This window comes from Mariniflexile maritimum (assembly GCF_009746565.1).
Taxonomy (GTDB): Bacteria; Bacteroidota; Bacteroidia; order Flavobacteriales; family Flavobacteriaceae; genus Mariniflexile; species Mariniflexile maritimum.
In genome coordinates this window covers 72,489-89,754 of the sequence record NZ_WRPN01000005.1, presented here as the reverse complement: position 1 = coordinate 89,754, position 17,266 = coordinate 72,489, and the positions used below count along the sequence as shown (strand labels likewise).

Sequence of the window (17,266 nt, the reverse complement as noted above, 5' to 3'; positions counted from 1 at the left end):
ATGGGTTATATCAAAATCAAATCACTTAAAATTTCAACATAAAATGGAAAAATATTCAACAATTCAAGTCACATTAGCGCTACTCGTATTTTCGTTTTTCAATATTTTAAGTGCGCAAAAAGTGGCATTATATACAGAGGAAAGCATTTACGAAAGCATCGAATTTGCAATGCCTAAAGTTAAAACAACCAGTTTCCCAGATTACCAAGTGAGTATTGTCGATTTTGGAGCAGTAAAGGGTGGTTTGGTAAAAAATACCGATGCCTTTTCAAAAGCCATAACTGCTGTAAATGCAAAAGGTGGCGGCCAAATTACCGTACCTCGTGGAATCTGGCTAACGGGACCAATAACCTTCAAAAGCCATATAAACCTTCATTTGGAAGCGGGCGCCTTACTGATTTTTAGTGATGATTTTAATGATTATCCGCTTATAAAAACCAGCTTTGAAGGGTTGAATACCGTACGATGCCTCTCGCCCATCAACGCCAACAACGTAGAAAACATTGCCATAACGGGCACCGGCATTATTGATGGCAGTGGTGATGCGTGGCGACCTGTAAAGAAAAGCAAAATGACCGACGGCCAATGGAAAACCCTTGTTCAATCGGGCGGTGTGCTTTCAAAAGACGGCAAAATATGGTTTCCTTCCGAAGGTTCAAAAAAAGGCTATGAGAGCAGTACCAATTTTAACGTACCCGATTTAATAACCGAAGACGAACTACAATCGGTCAAGGATTTTTTACGCCCCGTTATGGTTAGCATCGTAAACAGCAAACGCATCCTTTTAGACGGCCCTACCTTTCAAAATTCGCCCGCATGGAACATCCACCCTTTAATGAGTGAAGACATCATTATTAGAAACATTCATGTTAGAAACCCTTGGTATTCGCAAAACGGCGATGGATTGGATTTGGAATCGTGCAAAAATGCTTTAATATATAACAATACCTTCGATGTGGGCGATGATGCCATTTGCTTCAAATCTGGCAAAGATAAAGATGGTAGGGTTCGCGGCATGCCTACCGAAAACGTTATTGTAAAAAACAACACCGTGTATCATGCCCATGGCGGTTTTGTAATTGGTAGCGAAATGTCGGGCGGTGTTAAAAACGTGCATATTTCAAATTGCACCTTTATAGGCACCGATGTTGGGTTAAGGTTTAAAAGCACGAGAGGGCGTGGTGGCATTGTGGAAAATATTTATATTTCCAATATCGATATGGTACACATTCCAACAGAAGCCATACGTTTCAATATGTTTTACGAAGGAAATGCGCCAGTTTTAGAAGAAGACCAAAATGCAAATGATGAAAAACGTGATGAAAAAATGGTTGAAGTTACAGAAGAAACGCCTTCGTTTAAAAACATATTTATGAAAAATATTAACGTGGCAGATTCTGAAACGGCAGCATTCTTTATGGGTTTGCCCGAAATGAATTTACACAATGTATCGTTGGAAAATTCGGTTTTCGAAACCAAAAAAGGCATAACGGCCATTGATGCCGATGGGTTGACACTATTGAACGTAACCATAAAAGCTTCAAATGATTTTGCATTGACCATTTATAACAGTAAAAACATTAAAATAAGCAACTTTAAATTTAACGAAAGCCAATCTGCCATCAAGGTTTTAGGCTCCAAAAGCAGCAACATCCAATTTGATAAAAAGGACGTTGCAAATGAAAAGGAACAAATCCAAACCGGAAAAGAGGTCTCAAATAAAACCATAAATTTAAAATAACATGAAACTATTAAAAAAATCAATGCCGTTATTTGGCCTACTCGTTTGTATCGTAATAATGGCTTTCAGTAATCAGCAAAAAACAACCACAGTTTATTTAATTGGCGATTCTACCATGGCCGATTATGCAAATAATTATGAAGAGGGAAAAGATTATATGAAAACCAGACACCCAGTTACAGGTTGGGGGCAAGTTTTCCAGCAATTTTTGGTTTCCGATAGTTTGTTCAAAGTGAAAAACCTTATAAAAACCAATGTCGCTTTGGTAGATGATAGGGCAAGAGGCGGCCGCAGCACCCGCACGTTTTTTCAGGAAGGACGTTGGCGTTCGGTTTATGAAAACCTTAAAAAGAACGACATCGTTATCATGCAATTTGGCCATAACGATGCCGCAAAAGAAAAAACAGAACGGTATGTAGATGTGGAAGGCTACAAAGAATTTTTAAGGCTCTTTGTGAGCCAAACCCGGGAAAAAGGCGCTATTCCCATTATTTTAACGCCCGTTGCCAGAAATTTTCCATGGAAAGAAGGCGTTTTAAACGATGTACATGGCGAATATGACCAGGCTCCCAAAGATGTAGCAAAAGAATTAAAGGTATTATTAATAGACTTAAACAAAAAATCGAGAGACTTTTTTACCAAAAAAGGCGAACCATTTGTTACCGAAAATTATTTTATGAATCTCCCAGAAAATGTATATGAAGCCTACCCAAATGGGCAAAAAGACAATACCCATTTTCAACCAAAAGGAGCTATTGAAGTGGCAAAACTGGTATTTGAAGGATTGCAAGAACTAAATAACGAAATTAAAAATTAAGATGAAAATGAAGTTTTTTCTAAGTTTTTACGCCCTATTGTTCTTTTCTGGAAATCTCCTCTTTTCACAAGAAAAACCAACATTTCCGCCCTATACCATAGAACTAACTTACCAAAAACTAAAAAAAGAGTATCCGTTTATCTCACCTATTCAACCTTTAATTTCAGATAAAATTAAAGGTATCGAAAACATTATCTACAAAAAAACAACAACATCAAAACTAAAATTGGATGTGTATTATCCAAAAAGTGAAGTTAAATCAACCCATCCTGCCGTTTTATTGATCCATGGAGGTGGTTGGTTAGTGGGTAGCAAGGAAAACCAACGTGTTATGGCACAACATTTAGCGTTAAATGGGTATGTAGGTATTTCAGTGGCTTACCGATTAGGACTTGAAGCACCTTATCCTGCGGGGATTATCGATTTAAAGGATGCTGTTAGATGGGTGCGCAAACATGCCAAAAAATACCACATAAATCCTGATAAAATAGCCGTTTTGGGAGCCTCAGCGGGTGCGCAATTAGCTACCTTGCTTGGTGTTACGCCCAATTCACCATTATACGAACCCAATACGAAAATATCTGATGCAGTACAAGCTATCGTTAATATTGATGGCATCGTATCCTTCATTCATCCGGAAGCTTCTTCAGAAGGCAAAATGTCAAGTATATGGCTAAATGGTTCAAAAGAAACAAACTGGAACAACTGGAAAGAAGCCTCGCCTTTGGAATATGTGGATGAGCACAACCCTCCTACGCTATTTATAAATAGTGCACAACCCCGTTTTCATGCGGGACGCGATGACATGGTGACTATTTTAAATAAGCACCATATTTATAATGAAGTGCATACCATACCCAATAGCCCACATTCCTTTTGGCTGGTGCATCCTTGGTTTGAAACCACGTTAAACGATACCGTAAATTTTTTAGATAAAGTACTTAAAACCAACAACTAACTATTCCGATTTTAAAGAAACTTTTCCTGTTTTTAATCCATCCCCTGAAACGGCTAGATTAATCGTACCTGCATTATTTGATGATTGCACTAAAACCACCAGTTTTCCGCTAAACAATTTCATGGTTGGTTTATGAAAAAGTTCCAACGAGGTTGCATCACCGTTGCAAGCAGCCCTAAAACTCCCATTTCCGGTAACTTTAAATTTTAATTGGTTGGTAGCCGTTGGGCACGGGATTCCGTTTTTATCAACCACAGAAACCGTTACAAAACTTAAATCATCACCATTGGCCTGTACTACTTCCCTATCTGGTGCTAACACAATTTTATACGGCTTGCCCGCTGTTTTCAGTTCTTTTTCGGCAACGGGTTGTCCGTTTTTGTTAAACGCCACAACTTTTACGGTACCAGGCTCGTATTTTACGTCCATCCACATCAATCGATAGCGGTTTTGTGGTGTGGTATTATTTTTCTTTTGAACGCCCATGCTTTTTCCATTTACAAAAAGTTCTGCACTTTCATAGTTGGTGTAAACAAAAATGGGTGTTGTTTTGCCTTCACGCCCTTCCCAGTTCCAATGGGGCAGGATGTGTAAGGTTTCATAGGTAGTGTTCCATCGGCTTCGGTACAAATAAAATCGGTCTTTGGGAAGTCCTGCCAAATCGGAAATACCAAAATACGAACTTCGCGAGGGCCAACGCTCGTCATACGGGGTTGGTTCGCCTAAATAATCGAAACCCGTCCAAACAAATTCGCCCATTACCCAAGGCTTGTCATCTTGCAACACAAAATCCTCATCGGGAACATTGGACCAACTGCAAGCTTCCAAATCGTAGGATGAACATTGCAAATCGTCATACTGTTTCATTTTTTCCTGCACCACAGGAAATTTATAAACACCACGCGAACTTACGGTCGAAGCGGTTTCAGACCCTAAAATAAATCCTTGCGGAAATTTATTGAAAGCTTCTTCATACAAATGCACGCGGTAATTTAACCCGGGCACATCCAACAAGGCACCAAAACCAGATTCCATAGTGGCCTTTACTTGATCCATACCAACGGTTACAGGGCGTGTTGGGTCTTCCCTATGAAAAATATCCTGCAACCATTTGGCGCGCTTTACGCCTGCTTCCCCCCATTGGTCGGGTACTTCGTTACCAGAGCTCCACATGACAATTGAAGGATGGTTTCTGGTGGCATGAACCAAATTCACTAGGTCTTTTTCGGCATATTCATCAAAAAAACGATGATAGCCATTTTCAACTTTTGGTTTGGCCCATTCATCAAAACTTTCAGCTAAAAACAAAAATCCCATTTCGTCACACAGCTCCAATTGTTCTAAAGAAGGCATGTTATGCGAGCTCCTAATGGCATTACAGCCCATATCCTTTAAAATGGTTAATTGTCTGCGCAAGGCGGCCTTGTTTACGGCGGCTCCCAAAGGGCCTAAATCGTGATGTAGGCAAACGCCCTTAAACTTGGTGATGGTACCATTTAAACTAAAACCTGTATTGGGCTCGTATTTTATATCCCGAATGCCAAAGCGTGTTGTAACCTCATCCTTTAACTGATTGCCCACGAATAACTGAGTAACGGCTTTGTATAGGTAAGGCGTTTCAGGACTCCAGGGTTTAGGATGTGCAACTTTTATGTTTTGGTCGAATTGATTGCCAAATTGTATGGTGGTTTCGTTTGAATTTACTTGCACACCTCTAGCATCAAAAATAGTGGTTATCAAGCGACCGTTTTCAGCAGAAACGCTGGTTTTAATGTTAACTTTGGCTTCTTCCTGGTTAATAAATGGTGTGGTTATGAAGGTACCCCATTGGTTGATACTTTCCTGATTTTTAACAATAACGCTTACTTTTCGATACAAACCAGCTCCAGGATACCAACGCGACGCAAAGGGTTTGTTGGTAAGTTGCACTGCCAAAATGTTGTCGCCCTTTTTAATAAATTCGGTAACATCAAAATAAAAATAGCTATAACCATAAGCCCACTCGCCTACTTTATTGCCATTCAAATACACTTGAGGTTCGCTCATGGCCCCTTCAAAAAGCAATATAATTTTTTTATCTCTTGAGAATTGAGGCACCGAGAACGTATTTCGATACCAAGCAGTGCCTATATGGGGCAACGCCCCGGTACGTCCTGTTTTTTCTGATGCTACTTTTTCACCATTTTGTACAATGGCAACACTTTGTTTGTCGATATCCTTATCAAAAGGGCCGTATATGGCCCAATCATGGGGTACCGAAACGGTTTCCCAGGCAGAATCGTTAAAATCCATCTCAAAAGCATGTTCCGGATTTCCTTTTTGGAATTTCCAATGGTTATCCAATTCCATAACCGTTCGGGTTTGTGAAAATGTTGTTTGGAAAAACACCAAAAACACGCAGAATATTTTATTCAATAACTTCATTTTAAACATATTAATAGCAAAAAAAAAAAAAAAAAAAAAAAAATTAGTTTTTTGAGGCATTATAAAATTGCATGCCTAAGGTAGGCTTGTAATTATGGTCGAACAAAGTGGCATTGTCCCAGTGCGAACCCTGTGCCCACAAGGTACTGCATTGGGTTGAAACCCAAGCGGGCTCCCAATAAATCAAGCCTTCGCCACCAGCTTCCTTAATCTTTGTTTTTAATGCATTCAAATAATCCAATTGGCCCTGTTGCGTTGCCGGATAGCCAGAAATTAAGGCTTTTTCATCTAAAATATTATTGGCTGCATCGGCATTTTCAAGGGTAAATGGGTACGCCGTTTCAACAATCATCAAGCGCTTTTTATACGTGGTAATGAGGGTTTTTAAAGGGGTTGCCACATTATTAAGCTTGTACTCCGACCAAATGGGATAGTATGATAAACCAATCCAATCGTAATCTGTAACACCTGCTGCCGTTGCCTGTTCAAACCACCACAACCCGTTTTCTGGTTGGGCTATGTGAAGCATCACCGCTACTTTATTTGAAAAATTTCTAACCGCACTAATACCTTTGTTAATTAAATAGGCGTTCCGCGTCCAATTTATAGGCCAAACCAAGGTTTTGGACTGTAAGATCATAGGGTTTATTTCATTACCAATTTGAACAATATCAGGCGTTAAACCTTCTTTTTTTAATTCTGAAAGGGTATTAAAAGTGTAGTTGTACAGTAATTCACCTAATGCTTCCGTGTTGTTTATTTGGTTTTCCCATGCCGCCGGAATTAATTGGTTTGATGGATCTGCCCACGTATCGGAATAGTGAAAATCCAGAAGCACTTTCATTTTTTGCTGTTTTGCCTTGGAAATGGTTTCTTTCACATCTGAAAGGTTTGAATAATTGGTCCACGTAGGATTGTTCCATAACCGAACGCGCACCAAATTGGCACCCGCATCGGCAACTATTTTATACGGATTTTCAGAAATGCCCTGACTGTTTTTATATACTGCGCCACAATCTTCCATTTCATTTACATACGAAAGGTCTGCACCATAATAGAATGTAATTTCTTTTTCTATTTCCTTTTCGGGCTCGTCTGGAGCCTCTGGGGCATTTTGGCAAGACGAGAGATTAATTAGGGCGACAAAAAAGAGGATATTGCTATAAAATTTCATAGGATAGGATGTTAATTTTTAACTATTTGCTACTTTGTTGTGCCGCAAAATTCATGCAAACAAACTAATCGAGCGTACTTTTTTTATTTCCTCTCTAAAAGTACAATATCAAAAGCTGAATTCAAGGTGATTTTGCCGTTTTTTACTTTCACAGAAGTTTTAGAATAGGCATCGTGCAATAGGTCGCCATCGTTAAATACTTTTGAAACTTCAAGCGTTTTCTCGCCTTTCGGAAGGTTTAAACCAACAAGCACCAAATCGGTTTCAGTTCCTGTTGATAAACTTCTTGAAAACACATACGGGTTTTGGGTTAGCATTTTATGGATGCCCGCACCCACGGCAGGATGGTTGGCCCGAAACCGCCCCAGCTTTTGCCAATGTGCTAAAATGGCTTTGGTTTTTGGATTGTTTTTAATGGCTTCCCAGTTCATATTGGAGCGCAGGGTTGCATCGCCTACGGTACCTTCAACAATTAATGACCGTGCCGACTCATCGCCATAATACATTTGCGAGGTTCCGGGGGCGAGCAATAGTTTGGTGGCCGTTTCATAAGGCTTCTTTCGGGCAGCGTCAAAAGGAGCGCCATCATCATGCGATGAGAGGTAATTGAGTGTTCCAAAACCTTTTAAATCGGTTGCCAGATAATTTGAATAATTCCTGAACACGGTTTCTTCATCTTGCTGGGCCATATTCCATTTGAATTGAAAATTGATAAGACTGTTGAACGCCTTGTCAAAATAATTCACTTTTATATCGCCAAAATCGAAATACTGTCCTGTGCTAATGCCATAATTATAGACCTCGCCCACCAAATAAAAACCGTTGGCATCTAAAACCTTTTCTGGATGGTTTTTTTTATATTCCGCGAAAGCGACATCACATTCCTTTCTAAATTCCTGCCACACATAGGCCTCGGTATGTTTAACCGTATCTACCCGATAGCCATCAATACCAAACTCGGTTATATAATCGGTTAACCATTTTATAATGTAAAACCGTGGTGCACGTGGGTAGCCTGTTCTGGCAAAAAAGGCATCCAATTCGGTAATTTCCTGTTCATAGCGACCTTCTGCTTTCCATTTTTCGATTAATTGTGGCGGTAATTCCACGTTTTCGTTGCTTTCAGTTTTAATATCCGGAAGGTTTTTTATTAAGGTACATGCGGTGGTATTTGCAAACGAGGTATAGTCGCATGGCGGTCCTGTGCGCACCCAACGTTCTGGCCAAACGGGGTCTTTATCGGTTACGGGGCCAGTGTGGTTTACCACTGCATCTAAAAGAATGCGAATGCCCTTTTTATGGGCTGCTTCAACCAATTGGTGTAAATCGTCCTTAGTGCCAAAATTGGGGTCGATAGCGGTCCAGTCTTTAGTCCAATAGCCATGAAAACCGTAGCTTATACCGGTGCCTTCATCTATGCTTCCATGAATTTGCTCTACAATGGGCGTCATCCAAATGGCGTTGATGCCTAGTTTGGTAAAATAGCCTGCCTCAATTTTTTGGGTGATGCCTTTTAGGTCGCCACCTTCAAACCCACGGAGTTTTCCTGTTTCGGCAGTTCTACCAAAATTAACATCGTTGGTAGGGTCGCCATTATGAAAGCGGTCGGTCAATAAAAAATAAAGATTGGCACCTTCCCAAACGAATGGCTTTTTTTTATTGCTGTTGGCAGTTGAAACCCGCGAAACATTACAATTGAACAGAAATAATACGAGCCCTAAAAGGATTAAAACATTTCTCATTTATTGAATTTTTAAGATGAACGATTCCAAGGGTTTGATTGTTATGGCCAATTCACCCGAAGCATTTGCAACGTTGAGATTTGATGAAAATTGATGGTACAAAACATCATTTGCTATATAATTTCCATCGGTTAAACTCCATGTTTTAATTAGGTCTTGGGGAATTTTCAAGTTGAATTCCATGGTATTTAAAGCATCAAAATTGGAAACGATAATCAGTTTTTCATCATCGCTCCAGCGTACAAACGACAGGACTTTATCGGAATAATTTTCGGTGTTTTGCCTGTTATATAAATGAATGTCCTGATAGTTCTGGGCTAAGGCAGTACTGTTAATGGTGAAATTTAATAAGCGTTTATAAAAATCGCGAAGTGATTTTTCAGATTCAGAAGATTGTCCGCCATCAAACTGTTTATTATTAACCCACCGTTGCAGATGTGGCACGCCAATATAATCGAAAATGGAGGTTCTGGAGGGTTTTCCAAAGCCCGCATCTTCAGCTCCCGGTTCGCCCACTTCCTGACCAAAATAAATCATGGTTGGCGAGCTGCTTATGGTTGCCGAAACCACCATGGCCGGTTTGCCTTTTTCGGCGTTTCCTGCAAATTCCGGACTAGCGATGCGTTGCTCATCATGATTTTCCAAAAAATGCAACATGTGATGCTCGATATCTTTTAAATTATCTTGAATTGGTGGGATATAATCGGTTTTTCCATGACCTTGCATGATGTGCTTTATGGTATCGTACAATTGTACTTTATCGTACAGATAGTCCATTTTTCCTTTTTTAATATAATCTCTATATAAACTCGGGTTGTAAACTTCTGCCATTAAAAAAGCTTCTGGTTTTTTCATTTTGATACTGGAATTCATATAACTCCAAAACTCAACGGGCACCATTTCAGCCATGTCGTAACGAAAACCATCCACCCCAAAATCAATCCAATACAGGGCAATATCCCTAAACTTTTCCCATGAATTAGGAACTGTTTTGTCTTTCCAAAACTCAAAATGCACCTTATATCCTTCATTTTCAAAACCATCGGGCAACTCGTTAAAATCCTTTTTTCCATCGGGTGAAATCCCGTAATTAATCTTTACGGTTTCGTACCAATCGTTTAGATCGGGTCTGGAAGCCCGCGAGCCATTTCCTGTCCATTTTGCCGGATTTTCATCAAAAAGACCGTCGCTTAACAAATGAGCGTCTCCGCCTAAGGGTTTGTGAACGCTCAACCCTTCTGGCACTTGAAATGCCTCACCGGGGTTATAATAAAAATTATTGTTAACATCGTAAACAACCGTGGTGTTATCTGTTTCGCCAAAATCCTGAATATATTTTGGCTTGCTTAAGCTCTTATAATTTCTGGCTACATGATTGGGCACAATATCTATAATTACTTGAAGACCAGCTTTATGGGTTCTTTCTATAAGGGCCTTAAATTCCTGCAACCTGTTTGCGGGGTTAACGGCCAAATCGGGGTTAACATTGTAATAATCCTTAACGGCGTAGGGTGAACCTGCACGCCCTTTTACCACATCGGGGTCGTCGTTTTGAATTCCAAATTTGGTATAATCTGTAATCACATCGTGATGCGGCACGCCGGTGTACCAAATGTGGGTTACGCCCAAATCCTTAATTTCCCTTAATGCTTTATCGGTAAAATCGTTGAACTTGCCAACACCATTTTCCTCGAGGGTTCCCCAAGGTTTATTGGTTGTGTTGGTGTTACCAAAAAGCCTTGTAAACACTTGATAAACAACTTGTTTTTTAGGTGTTTCTATAACCGTTACTTCCAATGGCGCACTATTTTTTTTATTATTACAACTACTAAGCAACAATATGATAATGCACGAAAAAAGTGTTGTTTGATTTTGCATCCATCTATTCTTTAAATTAATTTTCAGTTTATTTTTGTGGTTAGTAGGGTGATTCCTTTTGAATTTAAAGTAAAGGCATCATCCCAAACAATTCCTTGCTCGGTAATGATATTTTTCAAGGGTTTTCCTTTCAGTCCTATTTCATCAAACCGTTTTAAATCGATGTTAATAGGTTGCTCATTTTTGTTGATGATAACCACAACCGTTTCATCACTCATGGTTCTAAACAATACATAAACCCCTTGCTGCGGAGCAAAATGAATGGTTTTGCCACGGTGAACGGCGTTGCTGCTTTTGCGGTAATTCAATAATTTTTTAACGAAGGTTTGCATGTCTTTTTGGGCGTTGGTTAAACCTTCCCCCGAAAAAGCATTCACAGGATCGCCATCCCAACCACCCGGAAAATCGGTGCGTATCAACCCATGGTCGCCCGGTTTTGCCGTATCGTTCATTAAAATTTCGGTACCATAATATAGTTGCGGAATTCTGGGCAAGGTTAAAATATAACCAAGAGCCATTTTTGTTTTAGTAACATCTTCATGCAATTGCGTAAAGATGCGGCTCATATCGTGGTTATCGGGGAAAACCATCAAATCGTTTGGCGATGCATAATAAAAATCGTTGGCCAAACCTTCATACATCTTAACCAAACCTTGGTCCCAATTTTCTTCTTCATTTAAAGCAGTAACGATGTTGTGCTGCATGGGAAAATCCATGGGCGATTTCAAATTTGATTCATAGCCGTCTCTGTTGTTTGCCCCTTTTTGCCAATAGCCAACAAGCAACGGATTGGTGCTCCACTCTTCACCAACAATACTGAAATTTGGATATTCGTCCATTATACTTCCTGCCCAATGGCTCATAAAATCCTTATCGGAATAAGGGTATGTATCTTGACGGATGCCGCCCAGAGCCGCCGTTTCAATCCACCAAATACTGTTTTGGATGATGTATGTTGCCATATATGGATTGCGCTGGTTTAAATCGGGCATGGCCGAAACGAACCAACCATTGCTCATTTCATCGTGGTCTTTTTTTGAAGCATAAATATCTTGGTTGCTCGTGCGCCTGTGGTTGGAGGTTATGGTTGTTTTTCCACTCCATGTTGCCTTATGGTCTTCATAATTTTTTTGATAGTTTACCCAATCGTTAAAGGGCAAATCCTTCATCCACCAATGTTCCAAACCGCAATGGTTTGCCACCTGGTCCATAATAAGTTTTATGTTTTTTCTATGTGCTTTTTGCGATAATTCCAAATAATCGTTCAATGTTCCAAAACGCGGATCGATTTCATAAAAATTGGTCATGGCATAACCATGGTACGACCCACCGGGCATATCGTTGGTTAATAACGGACAGGGCCAAAGGGCCGTAAAACCCATATTTTCAATATAATCCAAATGGTTGGTGATGCCTTTGATATCGCCTCCGTGCCGTGCATAATCATTGGTTCTATCGATTGTTTTTTCAAGAAGATTAGGATTTGTGTCGTTGGTTGGATCGCCATTTGAAAACCTATCGGGCGTTATTAAATAAATAACATCCGAACTGTTAAAGCCCACATAATCGCTTGCTGGCTTATTTCTGGATTTAAGTTCGTACGTTTGGGTTATTTCCTCACCATTATCAAACTTAAATACCAAATCAAATTTTCCAGCTTTTGCAGATTTTTCTATTTCCAAATCAATAAACAAATAATTGGGACTATCTGCTTTATGGACTTTTTTGATGGAAACCCCGGCGTAAGAGAGATAAGGCGTTGCTGAAGAAATATTTGGATGGTTTACCAAAAGTTGCAACTGGGCATTTTTAAAACCGACCCACCAATTTGGTGGCTCAATGCGCGCTATTTGGGCATTTAAAGTCATAGAAATTAAGATAAATAAACAGCCAATCAAATATAGTGATTTAGTGTTTTTTGATGTTTTTAATTGAAACTCCATAAAGCTTATTTTTTTAATTATTACATAACCGATTGGAAGAAAACATCCAAAAATCGTTTTCTATTTGATTTCTATGATACTGATTGCATACCCTCCCCCCGGAGCAGAACGTTGGGTGAGTTTTGATTTGTTGGTTACCTTCATTTGGGTAATGGTATAGGCCTGCGGCTTGGTTTTATAATGGGCATCTTTGGCATCGGCATATAGGGTAGCCATGTATTTTTTCCCTTTTTCCAAGAAATGGAAACTTATGTTCGAGGTTCGCGCCTCATTTCCGTTTACATTGCCAACAAACCAATTGTTTTTGCCTTTCTCTTTCCGTGCCACGGTTATATAATGCCCCGGTTCTGCTTCTAAATACCTGCTTTCATCCCAATCAATAGCCACATCCTTTATAAACTGGAAGGCATCCATAAATTGTTCGTAATGTTCTGGTAAATCGGCCGCCATTTGCAATGGGCTGTACATGGTAACATAGAGTGCCAATTGGTTTGCTAAAGTGCTGTTTACATGCGATTTGTTGTTAGGGCTGAACTTACTAATATCCATTTCAAAAATCCCGGGCGTATAATCCATAGGGCCGCCAATTAAACGGGTGAATGGCAAAATGGTAACATGGTTGGGTTTGGAACCTCCAAATGCTTGGAATTCGGTGCCCCTTGCCGACTCGTTTCCTATTAAATTTGGGTAGGTTCTACAAATGCCCGTAGGCCGCACCGCTTCATGGGCGTTGACCATAATTTTGTAATCGGCCGCTTTTTCAATGGCATATTGGTAATGATTATTGACCCATTGGTTGTAATGATGCTCGCCATTTGGCAAAATATTGCCCACATACCCACTTTTCACGGCGTCATAACCATATTTTTTCATGAACTGATAGGCCGTGTCGATATGGCGTTCATAATTGCGAACGGAACCAGAGGTTTCATGGTGCATTATCATTTTAATGCCTTTAGATTTGGCATAAGCATGAATGGCTTCCACATCAAAATCAGGATAGGGCGTTACAAAATCGAACACATAGTCCTTTGACTTGCCAAACCAGTCTTCCCAACCTTCGTTCCAGCCTTCAACCAAAAGCGCATCAAATCCGTGAGTAGAGGCAAAATCGATATACCGCTTTACTTTATCGTTGTTTGCTGCATGGGTGGCATTGGGCTTCACTTTTGAATAATCGGTAATGCCCAATTGCACCGAAGGCAACTCATCGGTATAGGCCCAAGAGCTTTTTCCTGTAATCATTTCCCACCAAACACCCATATATTTTACCGGTTTTATCCATGAAGTGTCTTCAATTTTACAAGGATCGTTTAAGTTTAGGGTTATTTTTGAAGTCAGAATTTCCCTTGCATCATCGCTTACCATAATGGTTCGCCAAGGCGAAGTACAGGGTGCCTGCATATTGCCCTTATCGCCCATGGCATCGGGTGTTAACCACGATTCAAAAACCATATTCGTATCGTCTAAATTAAGATGCATGCACGCGTAATCGATTAAAGCTGCTTCGTGTAGATTGATATATAATCCATTGGCGGTTTTCATCATCAATGCCGTTTGCACACCTGTTTTAGAGAATTGTTGCTGTGAGGCATTACTTGTTACGGCCGCATCGAATTTTGAGCGTATTTCCGATAATTTGGATTCGGTATAATCATATTCCTGCGTGTCGTAATCGCCCGGAATCCAAAACGCTGTATGGTCGCCCGTCATGGCAAATTGGGTTCTTTCTTCTTTAATGACGAAATAAACAAGGTTTTTTTGGGTGGGAAACTCATACCGAAACCCCAAACCTTCGTCAAACAACCTAAAGCGAATAATGATGGTTCTATCGGTTTCCTGCTGGGTTAAGCTAACCGCCAATTCATTATAATGATTGCGAATGTTATTCACTTCACCCCAAACTGGTTGCCAAGTGTCGTCGAAGGTTGCTGTTTTTGTATCTGAAATTTTAAAATCGTTCAATAAGGATTTTTTATCGTTCTTCAGTTCCAAACCCAAATTGCTGGTTTTAATTACCTCTTGGTTTTTATAGGAAAGTTGATACGTGGGCGTGCCATCGGTTTTTAATGCAAACCGCATGGTTAATTCGCCATTGGGCGATTGTAACTCCTGCGCCATGGCTAGATTTAATACGGAACAAAAAACCGCTAAGGTTAAGATAAATGATTTCATTATTTTTGATTTTAAATTATAGACTCCAAACAAACAGTTAATTTAAGGTTTGCAATACTTTATTTTGAAGCAAAACAGATTTATTATTAACAAAAATTTCCATTTCAGTACCATTTTGCATCTCGAAAGTGGTTTGTTTTTGGCTTACGTTCACTTTTAAAATATGGTTCCTGTAATTAATCTTGAACGAATAGCTCTCCCACTGTTTGGGTATTTTTGGCGTGAACGATAATTGGTTGTTTTTAGCGCGCAAACCGCCAAAACCTTCCACAATACTCATCCAGGTACCTGCCATGGAGGTAATGTGCAGGCCTTCGTGTACTTCGTGGTTGTAATCGTCCAAATCCAAGCGCGAGGTTCTTAAATAAAAGGTGTATGCCTGCTCCATTCTATTTAATTTTGCCGCTTGAATGCTATGTACGCAAGGTGATAACGAACTTTCGTGCACCGTAAAGGGTTCGTAAAAATCGAAATGGCGTTCCAGTTCTTCCTGGGTAAAATGGTCCTCAAAAAAGTAGAACCCCTGTAAGGTATCGGCCTGTTTGATGTAGGGCGACCGTAAAATACGGTCCCAACTCCATTTTTGGTTAATAGGCCGTTGAGATTTTGGCAAATCGCTCACCGTGATGAGTTCTTTATCCAGAAATCCATCTTGTTGCAAATAGACCTGAAGTGCTTCAGAATAAGGCAAATACATCCCATCTGCCACGGTTTCCCAATCGGACAACTCCGTTTTCGAGAGCGTTGTTTTATTCAGTATGCGGTTATAATCCGAATTGAATTCCTTCTCAACCTTCTTAATATTTTCCAACGCATAGCGCAAACACCACTGCGCCAAATAATTGGTGTAAAAGTTATTGTTTACGTTGTTTTCATATTCATTAGGGCCCGTTACGCCTAAAATAACATACTTGTTTTTAACCGTTGAAAACGTAGCGCGTTGTTGCCAAAAACGGGCAATGGCTATTAAAACCTCCAGCCCTTTTTCGGGAATGTAACTATAATCGCCCGTGTAGCGGTGGTAGTTATAGATAGCGAAGGCAATGGCGCCATTTCTGTGGATCTCTTCAAAGGTTATTTCCCATTCGTTATGACATTCTTCACCATTCATGGTTACCATAGGATATAAGGCTGCTCCATTTTTAAAACCTAATTTTTCAGCGTTTTCGATGGCTTTCTGTAGATGATTATAACGGTATTCTAAGAGGTTTCTGGCAACGTTTTGGTTTTTGGTAGCCATATAAAACGGAATGCAATACGCTTCGGTATCCCAATAGGTGCTACCGCCATATTTTTCGCCCGTAAATCCTTTCGGACCAATATTTAAACGGGAGTCTTTCCCCAAATAGGTTTGGTTGAGCTGGAAAATATTAAAGCGGATGCCTTGTTGTGCCTTTACATCGCCTTGAATGTTAATATCTGCCATGTTCCAAATGGTTTCCCAAGCTTGTCTCTGTTTTTCCAACAAAGCTTCAAAACCTAGTTTTGTTACTGTTTGAAGAATAGCAGCAGCTGCGGTTACCAGTTGGTTTTTTGGATGGTTTCTATCTACGGTATAACCTCCAAACTTATGTATAGCAAAGATGTCGTTTTTTTTAATCGTTTGTTCATAACCAAATGAAATGTATTGATTTTCGGTTTCAACATTTGGTTGTAATGCGATATGGTTTCCATTTACAAACACCAGCGATTGCATAAAAGTACAGGTATAAAAATCTGTTTTCATGGTTTTTGCCTCAATAAAGGCTTGCTGGTTTTTATGGACAATGCTTAGGGTATCCCAAAATTTGTCGTCCCAATTGGTGTCCTTATTGGTTATGCTGCTGTCCAAATACGGATTGAACTTAATGGTCGCATCATTATTTAAGGGCTTTACTTCATATTGAATTGCGCCAACCTCATCAAAATCCAAACTTAAGAAACGCTTTGTTTTTACTTCAATTTGGATGTTATTTTGAAGGGTTGCCGTAAAGCTTCTGGACAGCCAACCTGCTTTCATGTTGAGTTCGCGCTTAAAATTGGCAACTTCCTTACAGGTAAATAAATCGAGTGCCTCGTTATTTACGGTTACGTTGATCCCAATCCAGTTTGGGGCGTTTAAAACTTTGGCGAAATATTCTGGATAACCGTTTTTCCACCAACCCACACGGGTTTTATCGGGGTAGTAAACACCTGCTATATAACTGCCTTGAAAGCTTTTGCCCGAATACTGTTCCTCAAAATTGGCGCGCTGCCCCATGGCACCATTGCCGATACTAAATAAACTTTCGGACGACTCGACGCGACTGGCATCAAAGCCTTCTTCTATAATGGACCAATTGTCTGGTTTTATATAATCTTGATTCATATCTTTTTATTAGATGAAAGAGATTAGCAAAAGATAATAGACCGCTTCGCCAAAAGACAAAGGCTAT

Annotated in this window: 10 protein-coding genes; 3 read left to right on the top strand and 7 right to left on the bottom strand. The window is 39.9% G+C overall.

Features of this window, described 5'->3' with window-relative positions; genetic code table 11:
• Positions 1 to 43: 43 nt before the first annotated feature.
• The 3 genes from GQO80_RS08715 to GQO80_RS08705 are packed head-to-tail and all read left to right on the top strand — an operon-like array spanning position 44 to position 3,516.
• A complete protein-coding gene (locus GQO80_RS08715) occupies positions 44 to 1,741 on the top strand; it encodes a glycoside hydrolase family 28 protein (protein WP_157207969.1) in 1,698 nt (565 codons plus the stop codon).
• Between the two features lies 1 nt (position 1,742).
• On the top strand, positions 1,743 to 2,558 hold the full coding sequence (locus GQO80_RS08710; RefSeq protein WP_157207968.1) for a rhamnogalacturonan acetylesterase: 816 nt from the start codon (positions 1,743 to 1,745) through the stop codon (positions 2,556 to 2,558).
• 7 nt (positions 2,559 to 2,565) lie between these two features.
• Positions 2,566 to 3,516: an alpha/beta hydrolase gene (locus tag GQO80_RS08705; RefSeq protein ID WP_232333139.1), complete on the top strand. Its 951-nt coding sequence runs from the start codon at positions 2,566 to 2,568 to the stop codon at positions 3,514 to 3,516.
• On the opposite strand, the gene GQO80_RS08700 is transcribed toward GQO80_RS08705, so the two are convergent.
• The 7 genes from GQO80_RS08700 to GQO80_RS08670 form a co-directional block, all read right to left on the bottom strand.
• Complete coding sequence (locus tag GQO80_RS08700) at positions 3,517 to 5,940, bottom strand: DUF4982 domain-containing protein (protein WP_157207966.1); 2,424 nt, start codon at positions 5,938 to 5,940, stop codon at positions 3,517 to 3,519. It lies immediately after the preceding gene.
• A 43-nt stretch (positions 5,941 to 5,983) separates the two neighbouring features.
• On the bottom strand, positions 5,984 to 7,114 hold the full coding sequence (locus GQO80_RS08695) for a glycoside hydrolase family 53 protein (RefSeq protein WP_157207965.1): 1,131 nt from the start codon (positions 7,112 to 7,114) through the stop codon (positions 5,984 to 5,986).
• Positions 7,115 to 7,197: 83 nt separating this feature from the next.
• Positions 7,198 to 8,856, bottom strand: a complete 1,659-nt coding sequence (locus GQO80_RS08690) for an alpha-amylase family glycosyl hydrolase (protein WP_157207964.1) — start codon at positions 8,854 to 8,856, stop codon at positions 7,198 to 7,200.
• Positions 8,857 to 10,734, bottom strand: coding sequence for an alpha-amylase family glycosyl hydrolase (locus GQO80_RS08685; protein ID WP_157207963.1), 1,878 nt, complete (start codon positions 10,732 to 10,734; stop codon positions 8,857 to 8,859).
• 23 nt (positions 10,735 to 10,757) lie between these two features.
• On the bottom strand, positions 10,758 to 12,677 hold the full coding sequence (locus tag GQO80_RS08680) for a glycoside hydrolase family 13 protein (protein WP_157207962.1): 1,920 nt from the start codon (positions 12,675 to 12,677) through the stop codon (positions 10,758 to 10,760).
• Between the two features lie 60 nt (positions 12,678 to 12,737).
• Complete coding sequence (locus tag GQO80_RS08675) at positions 12,738 to 14,852, bottom strand: glycoside hydrolase family 97 protein (protein ID WP_157207961.1); 2,115 nt, start codon at positions 14,850 to 14,852, stop codon at positions 12,738 to 12,740.
• 37 nt (positions 14,853 to 14,889) lie between these two features.
• Complete coding sequence (locus tag GQO80_RS08670; protein WP_157207960.1) at positions 14,890 to 17,199, bottom strand: glycoside hydrolase family 65 protein; 2,310 nt, start codon at positions 17,197 to 17,199, stop codon at positions 14,890 to 14,892.
• Between the last annotated feature and the right edge of the window lie 67 nt (positions 17,200 to 17,266).